Annotated in this window: 21 protein-coding genes and 1 tRNA gene; 13 read left to right on the top strand and 9 right to left on the bottom strand. The window is 32.6% G+C overall.

All coding sequences use genetic code 11. From position 1 onward, the window contains the following. Positions 1-40: 40 nt before the first annotated feature. The 4 genes from gldG to RF683_RS05565 all read right to left on the bottom strand — a co-directional run bounded on the left by gldG (position 41) and on the right by RF683_RS05565 (position 3,681). Complete coding sequence (gldG, locus tag RF683_RS05580; RefSeq protein WP_309531356.1) at positions 41-1,723, bottom strand: gliding motility-associated ABC transporter substrate-binding protein GldG; 1,683 nt, start codon at positions 1,721-1,723, stop codon at positions 41-43. Beyond that, positions 1,723-2,448, bottom strand: a complete 726-nt coding sequence (gldF, locus tag RF683_RS05575; protein WP_309531355.1) for a gliding motility-associated ABC transporter permease subunit GldF — start codon at positions 2,446-2,448, stop codon at positions 1,723-1,725. Before gldF ends, gldG begins: the two co-directional genes overlap by 1 nt. 78 nt (positions 2,449-2,526) lie before the next feature. Further along, the gene (locus RF683_RS05570) at positions 2,527-2,823 is read right to left on the bottom strand and encodes a putative quinol monooxygenase (RefSeq protein ID WP_309531354.1); all 297 of its coding nucleotides are present in this window, start codon (positions 2,821-2,823) and stop codon (positions 2,527-2,529) included. A gap of 30 nt (positions 2,824-2,853) precedes the next feature. Continuing rightward, a complete protein-coding gene (locus tag RF683_RS05565; RefSeq protein WP_309531353.1) occupies positions 2,854-3,681 on the bottom strand; it encodes an SAM hydrolase/SAM-dependent halogenase family protein in 828 nt (275 codons plus the stop codon). A gap of 106 nt (positions 3,682-3,787) precedes the next feature. On the opposite strand from RF683_RS05565, the gene RF683_RS05560 reads away from it, so the two are divergent. The 3 genes from RF683_RS05560 to RF683_RS05550 all read left to right on the top strand — a co-directional run bounded on the left by RF683_RS05560 (position 3,788) and on the right by RF683_RS05550 (position 6,363). Further along, entirely contained in the window at positions 3,788-4,738 is a 951-nt protein-coding gene (locus RF683_RS05560; protein WP_309531352.1) for a PhoH family protein, read from the top strand. After that, positions 4,707-5,270, top strand: coding sequence for a hypothetical protein (locus RF683_RS05555; protein ID WP_309531351.1), 564 nt, complete (start codon positions 4,707-4,709; stop codon positions 5,268-5,270). Before RF683_RS05560 ends, RF683_RS05555 begins: the two co-directional genes overlap by 32 nt. Before the next feature lie 133 nt (positions 5,271-5,403). Further along, on the top strand, positions 5,404-6,363 hold the full coding sequence (locus RF683_RS05550; RefSeq protein ID WP_309531350.1) for a phosphoribosylaminoimidazolesuccinocarboxamide synthase: 960 nt from the start codon (positions 5,404-5,406) through the stop codon (positions 6,361-6,363). Between the two features lie 73 nt (positions 6,364-6,436). On the opposite strand, the gene RF683_RS05545 is transcribed toward RF683_RS05550, so the two are convergent. Further along, complete coding sequence (locus RF683_RS05545) at positions 6,437-7,153, bottom strand: tRNA threonylcarbamoyladenosine dehydratase (RefSeq protein ID WP_309531349.1); 717 nt, start codon at positions 7,151-7,153, stop codon at positions 6,437-6,439. Between the two features lie 3 nt (positions 7,154-7,156). Next, positions 7,157-7,810 carry a TatD family hydrolase gene (locus tag RF683_RS05540; RefSeq protein ID WP_309531348.1) on the bottom strand — a complete coding sequence of 218 codons (654 nt, stop codon included), beginning with the start codon at positions 7,808-7,810 and terminating at the stop codon, positions 7,157-7,159. Positions 7,811-8,146: 336 nt separating this feature from the next. Between RF683_RS05540 and RF683_RS05535 the strand changes: the two genes are divergently transcribed. The 5 genes from RF683_RS05535 (at position 8,147) to RF683_RS05515 (ending at position 11,500) form a co-directional block, all read left to right on the top strand. After that, complete coding sequence (locus RF683_RS05535; RefSeq protein ID WP_309531347.1) at positions 8,147-9,370, top strand: MDR family MFS transporter; 1,224 nt, start codon at positions 8,147-8,149, stop codon at positions 9,368-9,370. An 83-nt stretch (positions 9,371-9,453) separates the two neighbouring features. Beyond that, positions 9,454-10,377 (top strand): BAR domain-containing protein, encoded by a 924-nt coding sequence (locus tag RF683_RS05530; RefSeq protein ID WP_309531346.1) that lies wholly within the window; start codon positions 9,454-9,456, stop codon positions 10,375-10,377. A 58-nt stretch (positions 10,378-10,435) separates the two neighbouring features. After that, entirely contained in the window at positions 10,436-10,588 is a 153-nt protein-coding gene (locus RF683_RS05525; protein ID WP_309531345.1) for an SsrA-binding protein, read from the top strand. 62 nt (positions 10,589-10,650) lie between these two features. Next, positions 10,651-10,724: transfer RNA gene (locus tag RF683_RS05520), tRNA-Arg, on the top strand. A gap of 557 nt (positions 10,725-11,281) precedes the next feature. After that, the gene (locus tag RF683_RS05515; RefSeq protein WP_309531344.1) at positions 11,282-11,500 is read left to right on the top strand and encodes a GIY-YIG nuclease family protein; all 219 of its coding nucleotides are present in this window, start codon (positions 11,282-11,284) and stop codon (positions 11,498-11,500) included. Between the two features lie 192 nt (positions 11,501-11,692). Here the strand turns inward: RF683_RS05515 and RF683_RS05510 are convergent, their stop codons facing one another. Continuing rightward, positions 11,693-13,906 (bottom strand): M20/M25/M40 family metallo-hydrolase, encoded by a 2,214-nt coding sequence (locus RF683_RS05510; protein ID WP_309531343.1) that lies wholly within the window; start codon positions 13,904-13,906, stop codon positions 11,693-11,695. Positions 13,907-13,927: 21 nt separating this feature from the next. Then, on the bottom strand, positions 13,928-15,202 hold the full coding sequence (gene glyA, locus RF683_RS05505) for a serine hydroxymethyltransferase (RefSeq protein ID WP_309531342.1): 1,275 nt from the start codon (positions 15,200-15,202) through the stop codon (positions 13,928-13,930). Positions 15,203-15,312: 110 nt separating this feature from the next. Between glyA and fahA the strand changes: the two genes are divergently transcribed. Together fahA and RF683_RS05495 are read left to right on the top strand one after the other, a co-directional pair. Then, positions 15,313-16,599 carry a fumarylacetoacetase gene (gene fahA, locus RF683_RS05500; RefSeq protein ID WP_309531341.1) on the top strand — a complete coding sequence of 429 codons (1,287 nt, stop codon included), beginning with the start codon at positions 15,313-15,315 and terminating at the stop codon, positions 16,597-16,599. Between the two features lie 56 nt (positions 16,600-16,655). Beyond that, on the top strand, positions 16,656-17,837 hold the full coding sequence (locus RF683_RS05495; protein ID WP_309531340.1) for a hypothetical protein: 1,182 nt from the start codon (positions 16,656-16,658) through the stop codon (positions 17,835-17,837). 3 nt (positions 17,838-17,840) lie between these two features. Here RF683_RS05495 and ytxJ read toward each other — a convergent pair whose 3' ends face one another. Next, entirely contained in the window at positions 17,841-18,227 is a 387-nt protein-coding gene (ytxJ, locus tag RF683_RS05490) for a bacillithiol system redox-active protein YtxJ (protein WP_309531339.1), read from the bottom strand. Between the two features lie 144 nt (positions 18,228-18,371). On the opposite strand from ytxJ, the gene clpB reads away from it, so the two are divergent. The 3 genes from clpB to RF683_RS05475 all read left to right on the top strand — a co-directional run bounded on the left by clpB (position 18,372) and on the right by RF683_RS05475 (position 22,511). Further along, the gene (gene clpB, locus RF683_RS05485; protein ID WP_309531338.1) at positions 18,372-20,963 is read left to right on the top strand and encodes an ATP-dependent chaperone ClpB; all 2,592 of its coding nucleotides are present in this window, start codon (positions 18,372-18,374) and stop codon (positions 20,961-20,963) included. 192 nt (positions 20,964-21,155) lie between these two features. After that, positions 21,156-22,001, top strand: coding sequence for a hypothetical protein (locus RF683_RS05480; RefSeq protein ID WP_309531337.1), 846 nt, complete (start codon positions 21,156-21,158; stop codon positions 21,999-22,001). 15 nt (positions 22,002-22,016) lie between these two features. After that, complete coding sequence (locus tag RF683_RS05475; protein WP_309531336.1) at positions 22,017-22,511, top strand: DUF4199 domain-containing protein; 495 nt, start codon at positions 22,017-22,019, stop codon at positions 22,509-22,511. Positions 22,512-22,513: the final 2 nt, after the last annotated feature.

The following is a 22,513-nucleotide window of genomic DNA, read 5'->3' as shown; positions in this document are numbered from 1 at the left end:
ATTTGTTTACAGAGTATTTAAAAAAAATAGTTATTAACAACTACCGCTGATATTTTTTCTTTCTTAAGTACGTAAATACGAAACCAAATAGGCCTAATATAACTATTGGTAATGCCACAGTTAGCATTTGCGTACGTGAATAATTTTCGTGTACTTTTTCTTTGTCAAGCATAGGAAGACGTACTTCTTTACTTCTAATGTTAATAAGTCCATTGTCGTCTAAAAGGTAATTTACGCTGTTTAGCAAAAATTCTTTGTTACCAAACATAAAATTAGACCATTTATCAAAGCCTAATTCTAAAGGTGCGCCTTGGTCAATTTGATTTTTTATAACGTCTCCATCAGAAATAACAATCATTTTTGTAGGTACACTTTGTGTTTTAAAAGCACCATCTTTAAAAGGTAATACTCTGTTTTTATACATGGAAGTAAATGTCCCTTCTAGTAATACGCTTACAGGAATAAAACCTCCAGTTGTATACTCTTTTGGAGAAGTTTCTTCGGTTACCATTTCTAAACTAAAGGGATAAGGTGTGCCAATAGTCTTAGAAAATTGAGAAGTTTCTAATAAAACTGTTTTCTTTAAATCGTTTTTTAAGAGTTCTATAGGCGAACAAAAATCAAATTTTACTCCTTCAATATTTTTTACAATGGGGTTGCTTGATGAGGCATATACAAATGGAGCAAACTTCCATACATATTGTTCTTTTTGTGATTCGCTACCTTGATTACCAGAATATAAAACAATGGGTGTACCTTGTTCGTCCTTAATCACTTGTGGATTTATTCTAAAACCATATTTAAAAAACATGTCGGTTAAGTTTAAATCTCGTGTAACCGCCAAACTTGCACCAGAAGGATTGTATAAACTATCCACTTCTGCCGTAACTGCATCAACAAGCCAAAGGGTTTTTCCGCCTTTCATAATAAATTGATCCAATACTTGTTTTTCTGCATCAGTGAATTTTTCTGTTGGCTTAGCAATGATAGCTAAATCATACACATTTAAAGCTTTTAAGGTTTGATTAGGCTGTGAAGCAACGGAGTCTAATGTAATAGGACCGATGTAATAATTCTCACGAACTGACTTTAAGAAATCAGCAATGAACACGTCGTCTAGTTCACCGTTTCCTTTAATTACCGCTATTTTTTTCTGTTTTTCTGTTGCTATTTTATTAATGGCATCTGCAAAGGCATATTCTAAATGTTGTACCGAACTCACTACTTTTTGTTCGGTAGTTGCCCCCATCATATTTTTAAGTAACTGTACTTTCGTTCCTTTTTCTCCATAGTTTGCAACTGCCCAAGGAAAAACTACTTCTTGCGTTTGTTTTCCTTTATCTTCTACAGTTACATTTATGGGCATCATTCCTTTGTCATAGAACTTTTTCATGGTCTCAATGCGTTCTTCTTCTTTCTCAATAGGATTGACAAATTGAAATGAAATATTAGAATTGTATGCTGAAAATTCTTCTAGTAATTGGCGGGTTTCGCTTTGAAGTTTTTTAAACTCCCCAGGGAAATTTCCTTCTAAAAAAACATCAATAATCAATGGACTATCTACACCATCAATAATTTTTTTTGTTGTTTCAGAAAGCGTGTAACGTTGATCTTGTGTTAAATCAATACGTTTAAAGATATAATGACTGGCTACGTTTATAATAAATAAACCGAAAGTAAGGAGGCCTAACTGTTTCAAGTGTTGTTGTTTAGCTACTTTCATTAGGATTTCAAAGATTTAAGTTGGTAAACAGTTCCTGCTAAAAATAACAACGTAATGCTGCAAAAATAAATAATATCTCTGGTATCTATAACCCCTCGACTCATGCTTTTAAAGTGATAGTCCATGCCAAATGAGGCGACAAATGAATTAAACGTCCCAAAAAAGTTTGCTATGCCATCAAATCCAAAATAAAAGAAAAAACAAATAAATACCGCTACAATAAAAGCAACAATTTGATTATCGGAAAGGGTAGAAGAAAATACACCAATGGCACAATAAGCACCTATTAAAAAGAGTAAGCCAAAATAAGAGCCAATAGTGCTTCCTAAGTCAAAATCACTTTGAACAGCCGTAAAATTCATTACAATAAGTACATATACTAAAGTAGGAATAATAGCGATAAGAATTAGCAATACCGCTCCTAAAAATTTTCCATTTACAATTTCCCATAAACTTAAAGGTTTGGTAAACAGGATTTCTAACGTACCTTGTTTCTTTTCATCTGAAAAACTTTTCATAGTTACTGCAGGAATAAGAAAAATAAAAATCCAAGGGACTAACTTGAAAAACGGACTCATATCTGCAAATCCTGAATTTAAGATATTAAATTCGCCTTCAAATACCCACAGAAACAATCCATTTAATAAAAGAAATATGGCAATTACTAAATAGCCAATGGGTGAGCCAAAGAATGATTTTATTTCACGTAATAAAAGTGCTTTCATATAATAAATAACGTTAAAAACGTGTACTAATTGTTTAGTTTTAGGCAAAAGTAATTGAATATCTTGAAACTTGAAACTTTATGGTAAAGAAACTACTTTACCTACACTCCACGCTTCAGGTTTATCACTAAATAAGGCTTTAGTATAAGTCCAAACTTCTTTGAATAAATCTGAGTCACGATAGTTTTCTAAACTTTCTTCATTATTCCAATAGCTGTAAGTGAAAAAGGTACGTTTATCGTTTTTGTCCTGATATAACTCTAAAAATTGATTGCCTTCAAATCCTCTGATATGATGTTTCACTTGTTCAAAATTTTCTAAGAAAGCAGTTATTTTATCTTCTTGAAACCGCATTTTTACAATTCGTACAAACATAATTTAGTGTTGGTTATTGTTTATTACTCCTTACTCAAATTCAACAGTTACTACATCTCTAAATCGCAAACCGAGTAGAGAAGAAGCAGAGCCAACAGAGTGTGGATTACTTCTATAAATAGCAATTTCTAAAAGATCATTTTCATTAAAAATAGCTATATTGTTTCCTTCTTGATTTTTTAATGAAGCGCTATCTGTATTTTTAAAATCGGCATAATGTTTTTTAATATTTTCGATTCTTTTATTTGAAAATCGAATAGTATATTTTCGACCTTTAGCAGTATCGTCAATTAGTTTTTTCGAAATATTTGTGACACAATTTCCAAAATCATCAATATAGATTACATTCCCTTTGATTGAAGTTGCTTGTTCATCAATAATAGGATTTAATTCGGCTAATTTTTTTAATGAAGAGATTTCTTTTCCAATAACATTTAAGGAACCACCTTTTGCTAAATGTGTAGCCACCATAGCAAAAACATCTAAATCAGTTGCTTTTTCATGTAATCTATCATGAATAGTGATTTCTACAATTTTTTCTGGCTTTATTTTTTTTAGCAAATTACCAAAAACACCATTGTCAGCACCTACAAAAAAATGGCCATCATGTAATAAGGCAATATGCTTGTTTTCGTTGGTTTGCGCAGCGTCAACAGTCATAATATGTACACTTCCTTTTGGAAAGTGATTGTAGGATGCATCAAGTAAATAGTTTGCTTCAAATAGATTAAATTTATCTACGCTGTGAGAAATGTCTACGATAGTACCTTCGGGAAAATGAGAGTAAAGTTTACCTTTAAGAATGCCCACAAAGTGGTCTTTCCATCCATAATCAGTAATAAGCGTAATTATTGACATTATAATGTTTATAACTTATTTAAAAACGATACGTTGTTTTTAGTATTTTTGATTGATACAAAGTTATACTTTTTTTTGAGATATTAAATTATTAAACCTATTGCCTTTGAACGAGCGAATTATTGAATTAGAAAACATAGCACCTAAAGAATTTTGGGGTACTCACGACAGTCACTTAGAAACCATAAAAAAATACTATCCAAAGTTAAAAATTGTAGCCCGAGGCACCACCTTAAAAGCGTTTGGCGAAGAGGAAATTTTAGATGAATTTGAAACCCGATTTCGTAGGTTAATGATTCATTTTACCCGTTTTAATCAAATTGATGATAATGTGATCATGCGTGTAATTGAAGGCGACGCGCAACAAACAGGGGAGATGCACGATAGAGATAAAATTTTGGTTCATGGTGTTGGCGGAAAATTAATTAAAGCCATGACACCTAACCAACAAAAATTAGTTGATTTTGTACATAAAAAAGATATGGTTTTTGCTGTGGGACCTGCAGGAACAGGAAAAACGTACACAGGTGTAGCATTGGCAGTTAAAGCTTTAAAAGAAAAACAGGTGAAACGCATTATTTTAACTCGACCTGCTGTAGAAGCAGGTGAAAATTTAGGCTTTTTACCGGGTGATATGAAAGAAAAATTAGATCCGTACATGCAACCTCTATACGATGCCTTGCGCGATATGATTCCGCATCAAACCTTAGAAGATTATATCTTAAAAGGGATTATTCAAATTGCTCCTTTAGCTTTTATGCGTGGTAGAACACTAGATCATGCCTTTGTTATTTTAGATGAAGCCCAAAACACCACCCATTCACAAATGAAAATGTTTTTGACACGTATGGGTAAAAATGCAAAGTTTATCATTACAGGTGATCCCGGCCAAGTAGATTTGCCACGAAGAACCATTTCTGGTTTAAAAGAAGCTTTGTTAGTGCTTAAAGATGTAGAAGGTATCGGTATTATTTATTTAGACGATAAAGACATTGTGCGTCATAAATTAGTTAAAAAAATTATTGATGCCTATAAAAGCATCGAAAACAACGACTAAATTAAAAATTTTTATGAGAATAATATTTAAATCGATCTTGTTTGTTTTGACCTTATTTTTGTTTTCATTTTCAAACAAATACAAAATTGAATCAGAGTTTGAAAAATTTCACAAACTTGAATTATTAGCTCTAAAAAATGGGAAAATAGGAAAGGAGTATACTTACGATTTAACAAATAAGAAAGGTTGTAATAAGACTAAAATTAAATATTTAGGTGTTATAAAAACCAACAATGGTAAGCAATACAAAGTTTTAAGTTCTTTTTTTGTTTACTCAGTAGCAAGCACTTGTCATGGAACAAGCAATATTAAAATTTACAACTTGAATAATAAATTTTTAGGAAACTACAATGTTGGAATGCCAGAAGATTTGCCAGCTGAAATTAAAAATAATAAATACATTTGCTGGTCTAAAACTAAAGATTGTGATTTGAGAAATAATTTTTCAATAAACTTTGAAAAAGGTTTACCAAAAAGATTTTTTCTTCCATGTTCGCAAAAAAGAGGTGATGAGATGATTTTAACTAATTAATAAGTAAAATTTTAATTTTAAAGAGGTCGAATTCGATTCCCTTTTTTATGAAATCTTTTTTGAAAGAAAATAAATAGTTTACTTTTGCCACACAATTAATCCTGAGCTTGTCGAAGGGCAAAACAACAACACAATGAATACAATTACAACTACAAATTTTAATTTTCCGAATCAAAAATCGGTTTACAGAGGAAAGGTTAGGGAAGTGTACAACATCAACGATGACTTATTAGTAATGGTTGCTACCGACCGACTTTCAGCTTTTGATGTGGTTTTACCCAAAGGAATTCCTTATAAAGGACAAATCTTAAATCAAATTGCAACGAAGTTCATGGAATTGACTTCAGATATTGTGCCAAATTGGTTAGTAGCAACACCCGATCCGAATGTCGCTGTTGGGTATTTATGTGAGCCGTTTAAAGTAGAAATGGTAATTCGGGGGTATTTATCTGGACATGCAGCTCGTGAATATGCAGCTGGAAAAAGAATACTTTGTGGTGTTGAAATGCCCGAAGGATTAAAAGAAAATGATCAATTTCCAACGCCAATAATTACGCCAACAACCAAAGCAGCCAACGGTTCGCACGACGAAGATATTTCTCGTGAAGCAATATTAGCAAAAGGAATAGTTTCTGAAGAAGATTATATCTTTTTAGAAAAATATACTCGAGCATTATATCAAAGAGGAACTGAAATTGCAGCTTCTCGGGGCTTAATTTTAGTGGATACTAAATATGAGTTTGGTAAAACCAAAGACGGTCAAATTGTGTTGATTGATGAAATTCACACACCCGATTCTTCACGCTATTTTTATGCTGAAGGCTATCAAGAAAGGCAAAATGCTAATGAAGAGCAAAAGCAATTGTCTAAAGAATTTGTTAGAAGATGGTTAATTGAAAACGGTTTTCAAGGCAAAGAAGGACAGCAAATACCAAACATGTCGGATGAGTATATCGAAACCGTTTCTGAACGGTACATTGAATTATATGAAAACATCATTGGTGAAGCATTTGTAAAAGCCGATATTACAAATATACAGGAACGTATTGAGACTAATGTACTAGCTTATCTTGCTAAAAAGGTAATTGTTTAGCTATACCAAATAATAAAAAAATCACATACTAATTAGGATGTGATTTTTTTTTAAATTAAAGTAAGGCTGTAGCCTATTTTTTTAATAATTCTTTTACAACGGTTTCTGCAGCATGTAAACCAAATAGGGCAGGCATCCAGCTATTTGTGCCGTAAAACGATTTTTTATAATTTTTTCCATCTGTTGTTTTGATGCTTGTGGTATCGGGATGTTCAACAGAAAAAACAGCTTTAACTCCTTTGTTAATGCCTTCTTTTTTAAGTCTTTTTCTCATGTTTTTTGCTAATGGACACACATCAGTTTTACTAATGTCTTTTACCATTACTTTTTTTACATCATATTTGCCGCCAGCTCCCATGTTGCTAATAACCTTTATGCGTTTACGTTTAGCGGCCAAAATCAAGTTGATTTTTGGTGTTAAACTATCAATACAATCTAGTACATAATCATAGGTAGGAGTAACGATTTCGAAGGCGCGTTCTGGAGAAATAAATTCTTCAATACGTGTTAAATTCAATTCAGGATTAATATCTAATAATCTGTCGCCTACGATTTTAACTTTTGGCACACCTACAGTACTGTGTAAGGCGGGTAGTTGCCTATTTATATTTGTAATGTCTACAATATCTCCATCTACAATGGTCATATTTCCTACGCCTGCACGAGCTAAAAATTCGGCCGCAAAAGAACCCACGCCTCCTAAGCCAACTACAAGTACATTTGCGTTTTGTAATTTGTTTAAACCTTCTTCTTTAAATAATAATGCTGCTCTTTCTTGCCACTTAGCCATACTTTATTTTGCTGTATTAAAAACGGTTTGAAAATTATTCCAAACAATTGCTTTTAATTGTTCTACACTTATATTTTTACATTTTGCTGCAAAAATATAAACTTCTTCAATATTTTGAGTACTAGAATCTGTTTCTAAGAAAATTTTTTCAGTGGGAATGGAAGTAAAAACATTTGCCACTTTTGGATTGTGTAATAAATGTTTGCCAAAAGACAGATAGCAATCTTGTTTGAGTAATTGAGTTGCAACTTGAATGTTTTTAGAAAAACCATGTATGATAAACGTATTGGTGAGACCTATTTTTTTCTTACTTGCGATGAGTTCGTCAAAAGCACTTACACAGTGAATAATTATTGGTTTTGTGGTTTGTTTAACCAGTTCGAGCTGCGCTTCAAAAACACGAATTTGCGTGGTTAATTCAGTTTTTATTTTTTTATCTAATCCGCACTCTCCTAATGCAATACATTTGTTATTTGAAAGTTTTTGTTTAATAATTTTTAAATCGCTTTCTATTCGATTTTCATCTATATTCCAAGGGTGAATACCTATGGAATAATAGGCACTGTTTACTTGAAATTCATGCGGATATTGGTTGCATACTGCCCACACCGAATCAGGATGTTCAAAAGTATGTGTGTGTAGATTAATAAAGTACATTTTGCAACAAAATTTATACAAATATATTATAATATTACACGTTTGATGTAATTATTTTTTTAATAATTTTTCGTCAGTTCGAGTGTTTTTATCCCGATGCTTAGGGGAAAAAATGCACTTCGACTTTGCTCAGAATGACAGAACAAGAAAAATTTCATTAAAAACGTTTCTCGATACACGTAACTTCGAGTGTGAAGCGTATCGAGAAGTTTTGTTCCGTTTTATTACACAAAAAACACTCGAACTGACGTTTTTAATAATTTCAGCCGACGAGTAATTTATATTTCTTACTTATCTTCTTCTTCCTTTTTGTAAATTTGCATCACTTTAGTTTATATGATACAAAAAGCCTTTCAACAATACCTAAACAATTTTAGAGGATTTTCAAGAGAAATCTGGATACTCACGTTAATTACTTTTATTAATCGTGCGGGAACCATGGTATTACCCTTTTTATCAAAATACTTGCATGAAGATTTACATTTCACGTATGCGCAAGTAGGAACTGTAATGGTGTTTTTTGGCACAGGTTCCATGATTGGTTCCTGGTTAGGCGGAAAATTATCTGACACGATAGGTTTTTATAAGATAATGATATTCAGTTTATTGGTTAGTGGATTGTTGTTTTTTGTGCTGCAATATGTTAAAACATTTGAATGGTTATGTGTTAGCATATTAGTTTTAATGGTAATTGCAGATATGTTTCGTCCTGCTATGTTTGTGTCTTTGGGAGCATATGCTAAACCAGAAAATAGAACACGCGCCCTTACTTTAGTTCGGTTGGCCATTAATCTAGGTTTTGCAGCAGGCCCCGCATTTGGCGGATTAATTATTATGGGTGTTGGGTATCAAGGACTTTTTTGGGTAGATGGAATAACGTGTATTATTGCAATTTTAATCTTTTGGGTTACCGTAAAAGAAAAGAAAAAATCTACCTATTTAGACAAAGAGCATCCAGGAGAAGTATTAATTGAATCAGTATTTAAAGATAAAATATATTGGATATTTTTAGCCTCAACATTGCTTGTAGGCATCATGTTTTTTCAGTTATTCACAACAGTTCCTATTTATCATAGAGAGCAGTTTCAATTGACCGAATTTCAAACAGGATTGTTGCTTACGCTAAATGGCGTACTTGTGTTCTTTCTAGAAATGCCATTGGTTAGTTATATTGAAAAGCATCACTTTAATAAATTAAAAGTCATTATATGGGGTTGTTTGTTAATGACCATCAGTTTGTTTTTACTATTAGTGAATACCTGGGCAGGTATTTTAATCATAATGATGTTATTTATGACGGTTGCCGAGATGTTTTCGTTTCCGTTTTCTAATAGTTTTGCCATGAGCAGAGCGCCTAAACATCAACAAGGTCGCTATATGGCTATTTTCACAATGAGCTATAGTTTGGCTCACATATTAAGTTCAAAATTAGGATTTACCATAATAGCACGTTTTGGTTATCAAGCCAATTGGTTTTTTATGGGTTTTCTAGGATTGACGGGTACACTTTTGGGTATTTGGGCACTACGTTTGATGCAGATAGAAAAACTTAAGAAATAGTTAATTAACAATTTTTTATATTTTTGGTCTCCAAAAGAATTTTATTTTTGAAATATAAATAGTAATCAAAAAAATAATTGAATATGAAAGCACTTTTAGTAAAAGGATTTTTAGTATTTGCATTTCCTTTATTTGTATTTGCACAAAACGATTTGTCAAAATTGCCAACAAGGAAAAATAATAGTTTTGAGTTGCGTATTGATAAAACAATGACAGAGGCGCAATTAAAACAAGATGAAATAGATGCAAAAAAGTATGATTTTGAGGTATCTTTTTCGGGAGTAAAGCGAAATGATAAAAAAGAAATTACAGCTATTAAAATAACGTACAAAGATCAAGATGGAAATTCAGGAACCTATAATGTAGCTGATGAAACGCCTATTAAAAATATCATTATTACTAAAAATTATGATGCAAAAGGTAAAGGATTTGTCAATATAAATAGAGGAAATTCAGGCGGATTTAATGATTCCTTTGTGTGGAATGGCACTAAAATGTTTGATGATGATACCATGTTTAATAATTTTAATAATGACGTATTCAAAAACTTAATGGACGGCAATAAAATGTTTATGCAAGGTGAGTTTAATGGTTCGGATTTTGGCGATTTAGAAAAATTGAAAGGCGATTTTTTAAATGACTCCTTACCAAATAAGCGTTTTTCTAAATCATTTATTTTTAAAGATGGTAAAATGTTAAACGAAAATCCAGATATGAAATTAGAAGAGGAAAAGGTAGAAGAGGATGGAACGGTTACTAAAAAATACTCAGACGGAAATGGAAACACCATGATTTTTTCTGAAAAGAATTTCTCTAGTCAAGGCAGTGCAGACGATTTAGAACAATTAAAGAAAGACAGCAAAATTAAAATTGAAAAACATTTTAAATCGGGAGATGCTTCAAAAGAAGAATTAGAGCGATTGAAAGCAGAGATTCAGCAAACAAAATCAGACTTAGAAAAGTTGAAGTCAGATTTACAAAAAGACAAACCTAAAACAAAGAAATAATCTTACTAAACGGCTGCTTGGAACCTAATTTTAGTTTTTCGAGCAGCCTATTTTATTTATGTACAAAATTTTAGCCCAGATTAACAAGGCCCTGTTACCAAGTTTTACGAAACAACGATTAGATTTAGCCAAAGCTCCAAAATGGAAAAAAGCCATTATTGCTTGGCGTTATTATATTACTACACGTGCCTTAGATGCTAAACAGAAGTAATATTTTTTTAAGAAAACATTTGTGCATAAGCAATTAATTTCTATATTTGCACCTTCAAATAAGGCCTCGTGGCGCAACTGAATAGCGCATCTGATTACGGCTCAGAAGGTTACAGGTTTGAATCCTGTCGAGGTCACGAATAAATACTAAAATATTAAAAAACGCCAAGCTTGCTTGAGCGTTTTTTTGTTTTTAGTATTTTTTAATTGTTTAGTATGAACTTTAAATTTGACAGGTGCAATTGTTTAACTCGACCTGACGAATTCTTTTTTTTGTATAATGAAAAAATGAGCAAAAAAAAAGACATAAAACCCACCTGAAAATGCGTATTGTACTGCTCACAGAATTTTTGTAGGTTTGAAAATAAGTTAACAAAATATGAAAATACTTTCAAGACATTAAAGATAAAGACCGCATGAACGATAAAAGCGATGATGCTCACTACATGGAATTGATTGGAGCATAAGATTAAATCAAAGGTCTATGAATATGGTTTTTTGAAGGAATGATGGTGGCTTCGAGAGTCTCAGCCACCTTGTTGTTGTTGCCTGAGGCACTCGAAGGCAACATCCTCATGACCTTTTGCCTTCGAGAGCCTCAGACAACGGTTAAAGTGGTTCTAATGAAAATTTGATATGGTGGCTGAGGCACTCGAAGCCACCATTTAATTGATTACTAAATATGAAAGGATACATGTACATACTTTTATGTGCTGATGGTAGTTATTACACAGGGAGTACAATAGACTTAGAACGAAGATTAGAACAGCATCAAAATGGTGAGGGTTCTAATCATACCAAAAAGCGTTTACCGGTTACTCTTTTGTATTATGAAGAATATTCTAGAATAGACCAGGCATTTTACAGAGAAAAACAAGTTCAGGCTGGAGTAGAAAAAAGAAAGAAGCCCTAATTGAAGGTAAAATAGAATTGCTACCTGAACTAGCAAAAGCATATAGGGATATAGAGAAATAGTAGCTTCGAGAGCCTCAGCCACCTTTATTATTGTTGCCTGAGGCTCTCGAAGGCAACAGGTTCTCAAAGGCAACAATCTTCTATAAAAAAGCCTCCAATTTGGAGGCTTTTTGCATTTTAAACTTGTTTATTAAAACGTTACATTCACCGTCATCGTTTTGCCTTCTCGTATAAATGTAACTATTTTGGTTTCGCCAGTATTGATTTTTGCTAAACAATCCATATAGCCATAAACTTCTTTAATAGTACAATCGCCTATTTTTGTAATAATGTCGCCTTCTTTTATACCAGCGACTTGTGCAGGTCTGTTTTCAGTTACACCATCTACATGTAAGCCGTCGCCATGTTCTGCATAATCAGGCATGATACCTAAAGTAACTTTGTATTTTGGTACTTTTTTCTCAGCATTTATTTTTGTTTTTGTAAATGCAATAGTTTCTTGAGTCGCTAATTCGTTCACTACACGAGCTACATAACCAATAATGTTTGTAATACCATAGTAATTAATTTTTTCTTCGTCGTCACTTGGTTTATGGTAATCGTTGTGTGTGCCTGTAAAGAAAAACAAAACGGGAATATCTTTTAAGTAAAAAGAGGTATGATCTGAAGGGCCTACACCACCAGTTTCTTGTGTAATGCTAAATCCAGCAGGTTTATTTTTTTCTATTACATCTGGAAATAGAGGAGAAGTGCCTGTTCCGCCTACAACTAAACTTTTCTTTTCGTCTAAACGACCTATCATGTCCATATTAATCATTGCAGAAACATGAGGTACTTTATCTTTAAGTGTAGCTGCAAGATGTTTAGAACCCATTAACCCATCTTCTTCGCCAGAAAATAAAGCAAATACAAAATTCACATTTTCTTTAGTGCTGTTTTGTGAATACATACGGGCTAATTCTAATACGCCAGCAACTCCAGAAGCATTATCGTCTGCGCCGTTATGTATTTCACCTTTTGAGTTCGCCTTTGTAGAGTTGTTATGTTCATTAAATCCTAAATGATCATAATGCGCACCTAACACAATTGTGTTCTTTGCTCCATTATCTAAGTATGCAACTACATTGTGTCCCGTAATTGCGTCACCTTTTGAAATGGTATCATGAGGATTTGTTCTGTACATATATGTAAAAGGTTGCACAAACGTATTGTCATAAGGTTTTAACCCTAATTTTTTAAATTCTTTTTCTAAATAATCTGCTGCTAATTTTTCTCCTTTAGATCCCGTTAATCTTCCTTCTAACTTATCAGAAGCCAAGTAACTGATGTGTTTTTTCATGTTAGTGGTTTGCACATCTTCTGCTTCGTCTGTATCTACCCAGTCTGCAATAAATACGTTTGTTTCTCTCGGTGCACCTTGTCTGTTGCTCGAAAAAACAAGTTTTTTTCCATCGAGAGAAAACATAGGAAAGGCATTAAATTCGCTTTCCCAAGTTATTTGTTTTAAACCCGTTCCATCTATATTTATCATATACAATTGGAAATCATAACCTTTTACAGCATGATGGTTAGATGAAAAAATAATTTTCTTATCTGATGGGTGAAAGAAAGGTGCCCAATTGGCTTTGCCTAAATGTGTAATTTGTTTTAAATCACTACCGTCTATGTTACAAGTGTAGATTTCCATTTCAGTAGGAGCTACTAAATTTTCGGCTAGTAAATCTTTATAGTCTTTAATCGCTTCAGGTGTTTTTGGTCTAGATGAACGGAATACTAGTTTTTTACTATCGTGCGAAAAGAAACAACCCCCATCATATCCTAAACCGAAAGTAACTTGTTTTACATTGCTACCATCAATATCCATCGTGTAGATTTCTAAATCGCCACTTCTAATACTTGTAAACGCAATTTTTTTACCATCGGGCGAAACAACTGCTTCTGCATCATAGCCTGGTGTGTTTGTTAATTGTTTTACAATGGTTCCTGTCTTATCTGCCATATAAATGTCAAATTCAGGATAAATTGCCCAAAGGTATTTTCCGTCTTTTGGTTTGGGTGGAGCAGGGCATGCATGATCTGCACCGTGAGTGGAAGCATAAATGATGTGTTTTCCGTCGGGCATAAAATAAGAACAAGTAGTACGACCTTTTCCCGTAGAAACTAATTGTAAATCTTGAAACCCACTGATAGATTTTGTTAAGTCTAAAGAATAAATTTGGTCACATGCTACGCCAAATTGTTTATTGGTTACTTGTAACGTTAAATTTTTACCATCAGGGCTAAAGTAGGCTTCGGCATTATCGCCCCCAAAAGTTAGTTTTTTTATATTTTTTAAGTTTCGTTCTTGTGCTGCACTAAGTAAAGCAGTAAGAGTTAACGAAAATAGTGCTATTTTTTTGATCATTTTGTTGTATTAAATTAACAATTAAAAAGTGAAAATAGGTCTTTCGCCCATTAATTCATTTACTTCGTCAGCTACTTGTTCTAACACCGCTTCATCCGTATGATGCATAATGACTTTGTCAATTAAGGCTACTACTGTTTCCATATCGGATTCTACTAAACCTCTTGTTGTAATAGCAGGTGTACCCACACGAATACCCGATGTAACGAAAGGCGACTTATCGTCAAAAGGAACCATGTTTTTGTTTACCGTGATTTCCGCTTTTACTAATGCATTTTCCGCTTCTTTACCTGTAATGTTTTTGTTTCTTAAGTCAATCAACATCATGTGGTTGTCTGTACCACCAGAAATCAAATTATACCCTCTTTTTACAAATGCTTCTGCCATTGCTTGTGCATTTTTTTGTACTTGCAACGCATAACGGAAAAATTCATCTGTTAAACATTCACCAAAAGCTACTGCTTTAGCTGCTATGATATGCATTAAAGGTCCGCCTTGGTTTCCTGGAAAAACCGCCATGTCTAAAATATGTGACATCATTCTGATTTCGCCTTTTGGAGTGGTTAATCCCCAAGGGTTTTCAAAATCTTTACCCATCATAATCATACCCCCTCTAGGGCCACGTAATGTTTTGTGTGTAGTGGTGGTTACAATATGACAATGCGGTATAGGATCGTTTAATAAGCCTTTAGCAATCAATCCAGCTGGGTGTGAAATATCTGCTAATAACAAAGCGCCTACCGAATCAGCAATTTCTCTAAAGCGTTTAAAATCCATATCACGTGAATAGGCTGATGCACCTGCAATAATCATTTTTGGCTTTTCTGCTAAAGCTATTTCTTGAATTTTATCGTAGTTTAATCGTCCCGTTTCTTGTTCTACGCCATAGAAAGAAGGTTTGTATAATTTTCCTGAAAAGTTAACCGGCGAACCGTGCGTTAAATGTCCACCGTGTGCTAAATCAAAACCTAATATTTTATCGCCAGGTTGTAAGCAGGCAGCAAAAACTGCGGTGTTAGCCTGAGAACCTGAGTGGGGTTGTACGTTTACATATTCGGCACCAAATAAAGCTTTGGCTCTGTCAATAGCAATTTGTTCTACAATATCTACTACTTCACAACCACCATAGTAACGTTTACCAGGGTATCCTTCAGCATATTTATTCGTTAAACAAGAACCTGCAGCTTCCATTACTTGGTCACTTACAAAATTTTCTGAAGCAATTAACTCAATTCCGTGAATTTGTCTGTCTTGCTCATCTAAAATAAGGTCGAATAGTTGTTCGTCGCGTTGCATCTTTATGATTTTTATTAAAATTTGCCCAAAAATACAAAAAATGTTTGGTAAATAGAATGGATAGCTTATTTTTGATTGCAAATTTATTAACGAATTAATTCGACCTACATATGCCAAATTATGCCAATGATCCAAGCAGAACGTCTTGGTTACACGTATCAGAAAATAGTGATTTTCCAATACAAAATATTCCATTTGGAGTGTTTATTACAAAAGATGATGTCATTACGATAGGAACACGAATAGGCGACTATGCGATTGATATGGGAGCGTTACAACAATTAGGTTATTTTGAAGGCATTGAGCTGACAGACGATATGTTTATGCAAGACACGCTAAATGATTTTATCTCTGATGGAAAAAAAACATGGCGTTTGGTACGTAATCGTTTATCAGATATTTTTTTAGATTCTAATCCTGTTTTAAGAGATAATGCATCACATAAGGACATTGTTATTTTTAATATAGCCGATGTAGAAATGTTATTGCCTGTACAAATAGGCGATTATACTGATTTTTATAGTAGTAAAGAACATGCAACCAATGTAGGTAAAATGTTTAGAGATCCTGAAAATGCTTTATTGCCAAATTGGCTTCATATTCCTGTAGGCTATCACGGTAGAAGTTCTACAATTGTGCCAAGTGGTATTCCTGTGCATAGACCGTATGGACAAACCTTACCAAATGGCGAAACACAACCTGTTTTTGGTCCTTCTAAGTTGGTTGATTTTGAATTAGAAACTGCCTTTATTACTACTGATGCTAATTTGATGGGGGAGCCAGTATCGGTAAAAGATGCAGAAGATTATATTTTTGGAATGGTATTGTTTAATGATTGGTCGGCTAGAGATATTCAAAAATGGGAGTATGTTCCACTTGGGCCTTTTTTAGCAAAAAATTTTGCTTCAAGCATTTCACCTTGGATTGTAACTATGGATGCGTTAGAACCATTTAGATGTGCTTCTCCCGAGCAAAGTCCAGAACCATTACCCTATTTAAAGCAAACAGGAAATCATGCTTTTGATATTAACTTAGAAGTTGCTATAAAACCTGAAACTACAGAAGAAACTATAGTTTCTAGAAGTAATTTTAAATATATGTATTGGACGATGAGTCAGCAATTAGCACATCATACTGTAAATGGTTGTCGTGTTAATTCGGGAGATATGATGGGTAGCGGTACTATTTCTGGTCCTACTGAAGATTCTTTTGGTTCTATGTTAGAACTTACTTGGGGAGGACAAAAACCTTTAAAAATGAAAGATGGTACTGAGCGTAAATTTATAAATGATAACGATACGGTTATTATTAGAGGGTATTGTCAAAATGAAGGGTTGCGTATTGGATTTGGAGAAGTTTCGAGTAAGTTATTACCAGCTATTGATATAAAAATTTAAAAATTTAAAAATTTAAAATAAACATAAAATTATCACACTTGTTAAATCATACCATTATGCATAAAATTATTTTAGGATTAAGTTTATTATTTATTTCTGCCTGTGGTGTAAAACAAACGCAATCAATGCTTAGCTCTGGTGATTATGATGGTGCTATAGATAGAGCTATTGAAGGTTTACGAACAAATAAAAATAGTAAGAGCAATCAAGATTATGTGTATTTGCTTGAAGAATCATTTGCAAAAGCTAAAGAAAGAGATGAAGCTTCCATTCAGTTATTAATTAAAGAAAATAATTCTTCAAACTATGAACGTATTTATGATTTGTATAAACAATTGATGAAACGTCAGGAAAAAATAAAGCCACTTTTAACCTTAAAGTTGTTAAAAGAAAACAGAAATGCTATTTTTCCTTTTAAAGATTATACAGATGAATTGCTAGCCAGTAAAACAAAATTTACGAGTTATTTATATCAAAATGCTAAAAAACTACTAACTTCTTCTAATAAACTAGACTGTAGAGAAGCTTATGATGATTTGATTTATTTAGATCAATTGAACCCTAATTACTTAGACGTGCGAAAATTGATAGACGAGGCGCAATTTAAAGGCACTGATTTTGTCTATGTATCTACAAAAAATGACACACAAATGATTATTCCTTCCCGTTTACAAGATGATTTGCTAGATTTTGGAACGTTAGGTTTAAATGATAAATGGACCGTTTATCATTCTAAAAAACAGTCAAGTATTACTTATGATTTTTCGTTAGTTATAACATTCAGAGCCATTACACTTTCGCCTGAACAAGTAAAAGAAAAACAGTTTACGAAAGAAAAACAAGTTAAAGACGGAACTAAGCCTCTTTTAGATGCTAATGGAAACAATGTAAAAGATCAAAATGGGAACAATGTACTCGTAGATAATATGAAAACGGTTTCAATTTCAATTTTTGAATTTACCCAATTTAAATCGTGTCAAGTTACGGCTAAAGTTGATTTTATTGACCAACGTACCACACAACTTATAGATACTTTTCCACTAAGTAGTGAATATGTTTTTAATTATATTTACGCCAATTATAATGGAGATAAACGTGCTTGTGAGACAGATTATTATTCTTATTTTGACAGAAGAGCTATTCCATTTCCTACAAGCGAACAAATGGTGTATGACTCTGGTGAAGATTTGAAAAATAAATTAAAATCAATCTTAATTCGAAATAAATTTAGAAAATAGTAATTAGATAAATCGTTCTAATATAGTAGCATCAATATTTTCATGTGAAGCACTGTACACACATGTTCCATCTTTGATTACTAAAATTTGTGGCGATTGATGTATTACTTCAAACAGGCTTGCAATTGCATTAGAAACCGCTCTGTAACTTATTAAGTCTAGATAATATAAATCAAACGCAGTATCAAACGCATAATTGCGTTCAAACTGATTTAAAGCTGTACGGCTAATAATACATCTTGTGCTATGCTTAAATAGAAGTACAGGTTTGTTATAGGAAGCAGGGATTACTTCATCATTTAGTTGCGCTACATGAGTTAGCAGGTTCCAAGAAAAGGTACTACTTGTTTCATTGTCATTTTTTCCGAAAATAGAATCAAAAAATCCCATAAAAGTTAAAGTTAAAGACAAATTGACTTAAAACTAAGGCTAATCTTTTGTTTTTCAGACATTTTGTCGTGATTAGTGTGTTGGAATACTTATTGTTCAATCCATTACAAAAGTACATAACTTTAACAAAAAACAACATACAATATGAATTTTAAAAACTTAACCATTAAATCACAAGAAGCCTTGCAACAAGCCCAACAAATTGCGCAAGGTTTTGGTCATCAACAACTAGAAAATGAGCATATTTTTAAAGGTATTTTAGAAGTTGATGAAAATGTAACGCCCTATTTATTAAAGAAGTTAAATGTAAACCTTGATTTATTTAAGAAAGTATTGGAAAGTACGTTACAGAGTTTTCCAAAAGTTTCTGGTGGTGAAATTATGCTGTCAAGAGAAGCTGGAGCAACTTTAAATGAAGCTGAAATTTTAGCTAAGAAAATGAATGATGAATTTGTTTCCATTGAACATATCTTTTTAGCCATTTTAAAATCAAAAAGTAGAGTAGCCCAAATCTTAAAAGATCAGAGCGTAACAGAGAAAGGTTTGCAAAGTGCTATTACAGAATTACGAAAAGGGGAACGTGTAACTTCGGCATCTGCTGAAGAAACGTATAATGCATTAAATAAATATGCGAAGAATTTAAATGAATTAGCCCGTACAGGTAAGTTAGATCCTGTAATAGGTCGTGATGAAGAAATAAGACGGGTATTGCAAATATTAACACGAAGAACTAAAAATAACCCGATGCTTATAGGTGAGCCAGGTGTAGGAAAAACAGCTATTGCTGAAGGTTTAGCTCACAGAATTGTTGATGGAGATGTTCCCGAGAATTTAAAAGATAAAATCGTCTATTCTTTAGATATGGGTGCCTTAATTGCAGGGGCAAAGTATAAAGGTGAATTTGAGGAACGATTAAAATCGGTTGTGAAAGAAGTAACTTCTGGTTCTGGAGAAGTGGTTTTATTTATAGATGAAATTCATACATTAGTAGGTGCAGGTGGAGGAGAAGGCGCTATGGATGCGGCAAATATTTTGAAACCCGCTTTAGCACGAGGCGAATTGAGAGCTATTGGCGCCACAACCTTAGATGAGTATCAAAAGTATTTTGAGAAAGACAAAGCCTTAGAGCGACGTTTTCAAAAAGTAATGGTTGAAGAGCCCGATACAGAAAGTGCTATTTCAATTTTACGCGGTATTAAGGGTAATTATGAAACCCATCATAAGGTTAGAATTAAAGACGATGCTATTATTGCCGCTGTAGAATTATCACAACGTTACATTACCAATCGATTTTTACCCGATAAAGCAATTGATTTAATGGACGAAGCAGCTTCTAAATTGCGTATGGAAATTAATTCTAAACCCGAAGAATTAGATGTTTTAGATAGAAAAATAATGCAATTAGAAATCGAAATTGAAGCAATAAAAAGAGAACAAGATGAGGTGAAATTAAAAATATTGCATATTGAATTATCAGAATTAAAAGAGCAACGCAATGAAATTTTTGCCAAATGGAAATCGGAAAAAGATGTGGTAGAAAATATTCAGAGTACAAAACAACAAATTGAAGATTTTAAAGCAGAAGCCGAGCGTGCAGAACGTGAAGGCGATTATGGTAAAGTAGCTGAAATCCGCTATGGTAAGATTAAAGAAGCACAAGAAAAATTAGAAGTTTTTCAGCAAGAATTAATCACTAATCAACAAGGAACTTCCTTAATTAAAGAAGAAGTAACCCATGATGATATTGCAGAGGTTGTAGCAAAATGGACAGGTATCCCTGTTACTAAGATGCTACAAAGCGAGCGTGAAAAATTATTAAACTTAGAAGCAGAATTACATAAGCGAGTAGTGGGACAAGAGGAGGCTATTGAGGCTATTTCTGACGCAGTAAGAAGAAGTAGAGCTGGTTTACAAGATGTTAAAAAACCAATCGGTTCCTTCTTGTTTTTAGGCACAACTGGTGTAGGAAAAACAGAATTAGCAAAGGCGTTAGCATCCTATTTGTTTGATGATGAAAATGCTATGACACGTATCGATATGAGTGAATACCAAGAACGTCATAGTGTAAGCAGACTTGTAGGAGCCCCTCCAGGATATGTAGGCTATGATGAAGGCGGGCAATTAACAGAAGCAGTAAGAAGAAGACCTTATTCTGTGGTCTTGTTAGATGAAATAGAAAAAGCACATCCAGATACATTTAATATTCTATTACAGGTATTAGATGAAGGAAGACTAACAGATAACAAAGGTCGAGTGGCTGATTTTAAAAACACAATAATTATAATGACTTCAAACATAGGAAGTGCCATTATTCAAGAAAAATTTGATAATTTGAAAGGAAGTATTGAAGATGCCTCTGAAGCTGCTAAGATTGAAGTAGTAGCTATGCTAAAACAAACCGTGCGACCTGAGTTTATCAATAGAATTGATGAGATTGTTCTCTTTACACCATTAACTAAGGCAAATATTAAAGAAATTGTAGGACTTCAACTGAAAAGTGTAACCAAAATGTTGGCCCAACAGCATATTACGTTAGAAGCCACACCTGAAGCAATTGATTATTTAGCCCTTAAAGGATATGATACAGAATATGGAGCACGACCTGTAAAACGTGTCATTCAAAGAGAAGTATTGAATCAATTGTCTAAAGAAATTCTCGGAGGACTAATAAAGACAGATAGTTTTATCATTTTAGATTGTTTTGATAACCATTTGGCGTTTAGAAATCAGGCGTAAGTTTTCAGTATGAAATCGCCTTAAACTAAATCGTTTGTATGTAAAACCAATGAAAATAGGCTATACTGACCTTTAAAAAACAGTTAATTAGTTGCACATGAATAAATAGTTTAGTTAGTTTTTAGTGTGAAAACCTAGTTTGCAGTAATGTGGACTAGGTTTTTTTAGTATATTTGGTTAAAATTTTTGATGATGCCTAAAATATTTTTTTTTCTTTTAATGGTTACTTTTTCAATTGCTCAAGAATCGGAAACAATTTATAAGCAGTTGAAAACAGATGAACAACGAAAAAATTTTACTGTTTATATTGATAAAGTAAAGGAAATAAAAGACTTTATTATACAGCATACAAATTATACGATAGATAAAGATACCATCATAAAAATTTCAAATTATTCTAACTATCAGTTTTATAAAAACATTGAAGTATTATATGATGATTACTCAAAATATAAAAACAACCTTTATTTAAGTTTAAATAGTAATAATGAATTAAACATAATAAATGAATTAAAGATAGTATTTCAAGAAGATAATAATTTGTTGAATGAACTCTATTTGAAAAGAAATAAATATTTACGTGTTAGTATTGACCGAATCCATAGTCCCAATTCAGTCGATGCTTTACCAAAAGAAGTTTGTGAAAGATATACAGAAAATAACGAAATTTTATTTCCAACACATCAGAATTGTAAAGATAAAGGATTGTCTCCTTTTGATGAAAATAAATGTTTTGTAAATATTATAAGATCAAGGTTTTCTACAACTATTTCAAATTTAATTTCAGATGTCTATTTGGAAAAAACGCTGAATTTAGCTGTTACATTATCTTTTATAATCGATAAAGAAGGAAAATTAGAATTTATTAATTTTCCAAAATCAACTGGCGGTATTTTTTATGATTTATTAGTAATAAAAGCTTTTGAACAAATTCAAAAGAGTATTGTTTTTTGTCCTGCTAGAAAAAATAATATTTCCGTCTCCATATATTATGATCTTCCATTCAAAATGGTAATTTCGGGAGATGATAATTATTAATTTAAAATTAAATTTATGAATAAAATTATTTTAAAGTATGGAATCTTAGGTGGTATTGCCGCTTCTATGGTTATGTCTTCTATAACTTTGTATTTAAAGTTGAATCCTGGAGAAACGGTAGGTATGTTTATTGGTATGTTTACCATGATTTTAGCTTACATTTTCATTGTCTTAGGTGTTATAAAACTAAGAAACGAAAATAACGGAATAATACCATTTGGTAAAGCATTTTTATCTGGATTGGGTATTATTTTTATTACTTCTACAATATATGTTTTAGTTTGGCAAATTATTTATTATAATTTTTTTCCAAATTTTATGGAATATTATTGTGATTTGGCTTTAAAACAAACTCCACCAGAAGAATTGGTAGCTAAAAAAGCCGAAATGGCACAGTATAAAGAAATGTATAAATCGCCAATAGGAGTAATTTTACTTACGTACATGGAAATTTTTCCTATTGGAGCAATTTTTGCACTAATTAGTGCTGCTATATTGAAGAAAAAATAAGC

The organism is Flavobacterium sp. 20NA77.7 (assembly GCF_031326205.1).
Lineage (GTDB): Bacteria > Bacteroidota > Bacteroidia > Flavobacteriales > Flavobacteriaceae > Flavobacterium > Flavobacterium nakdongensis.
This window is presented reverse-complemented; position numbering and strand designations above follow the sequence as displayed.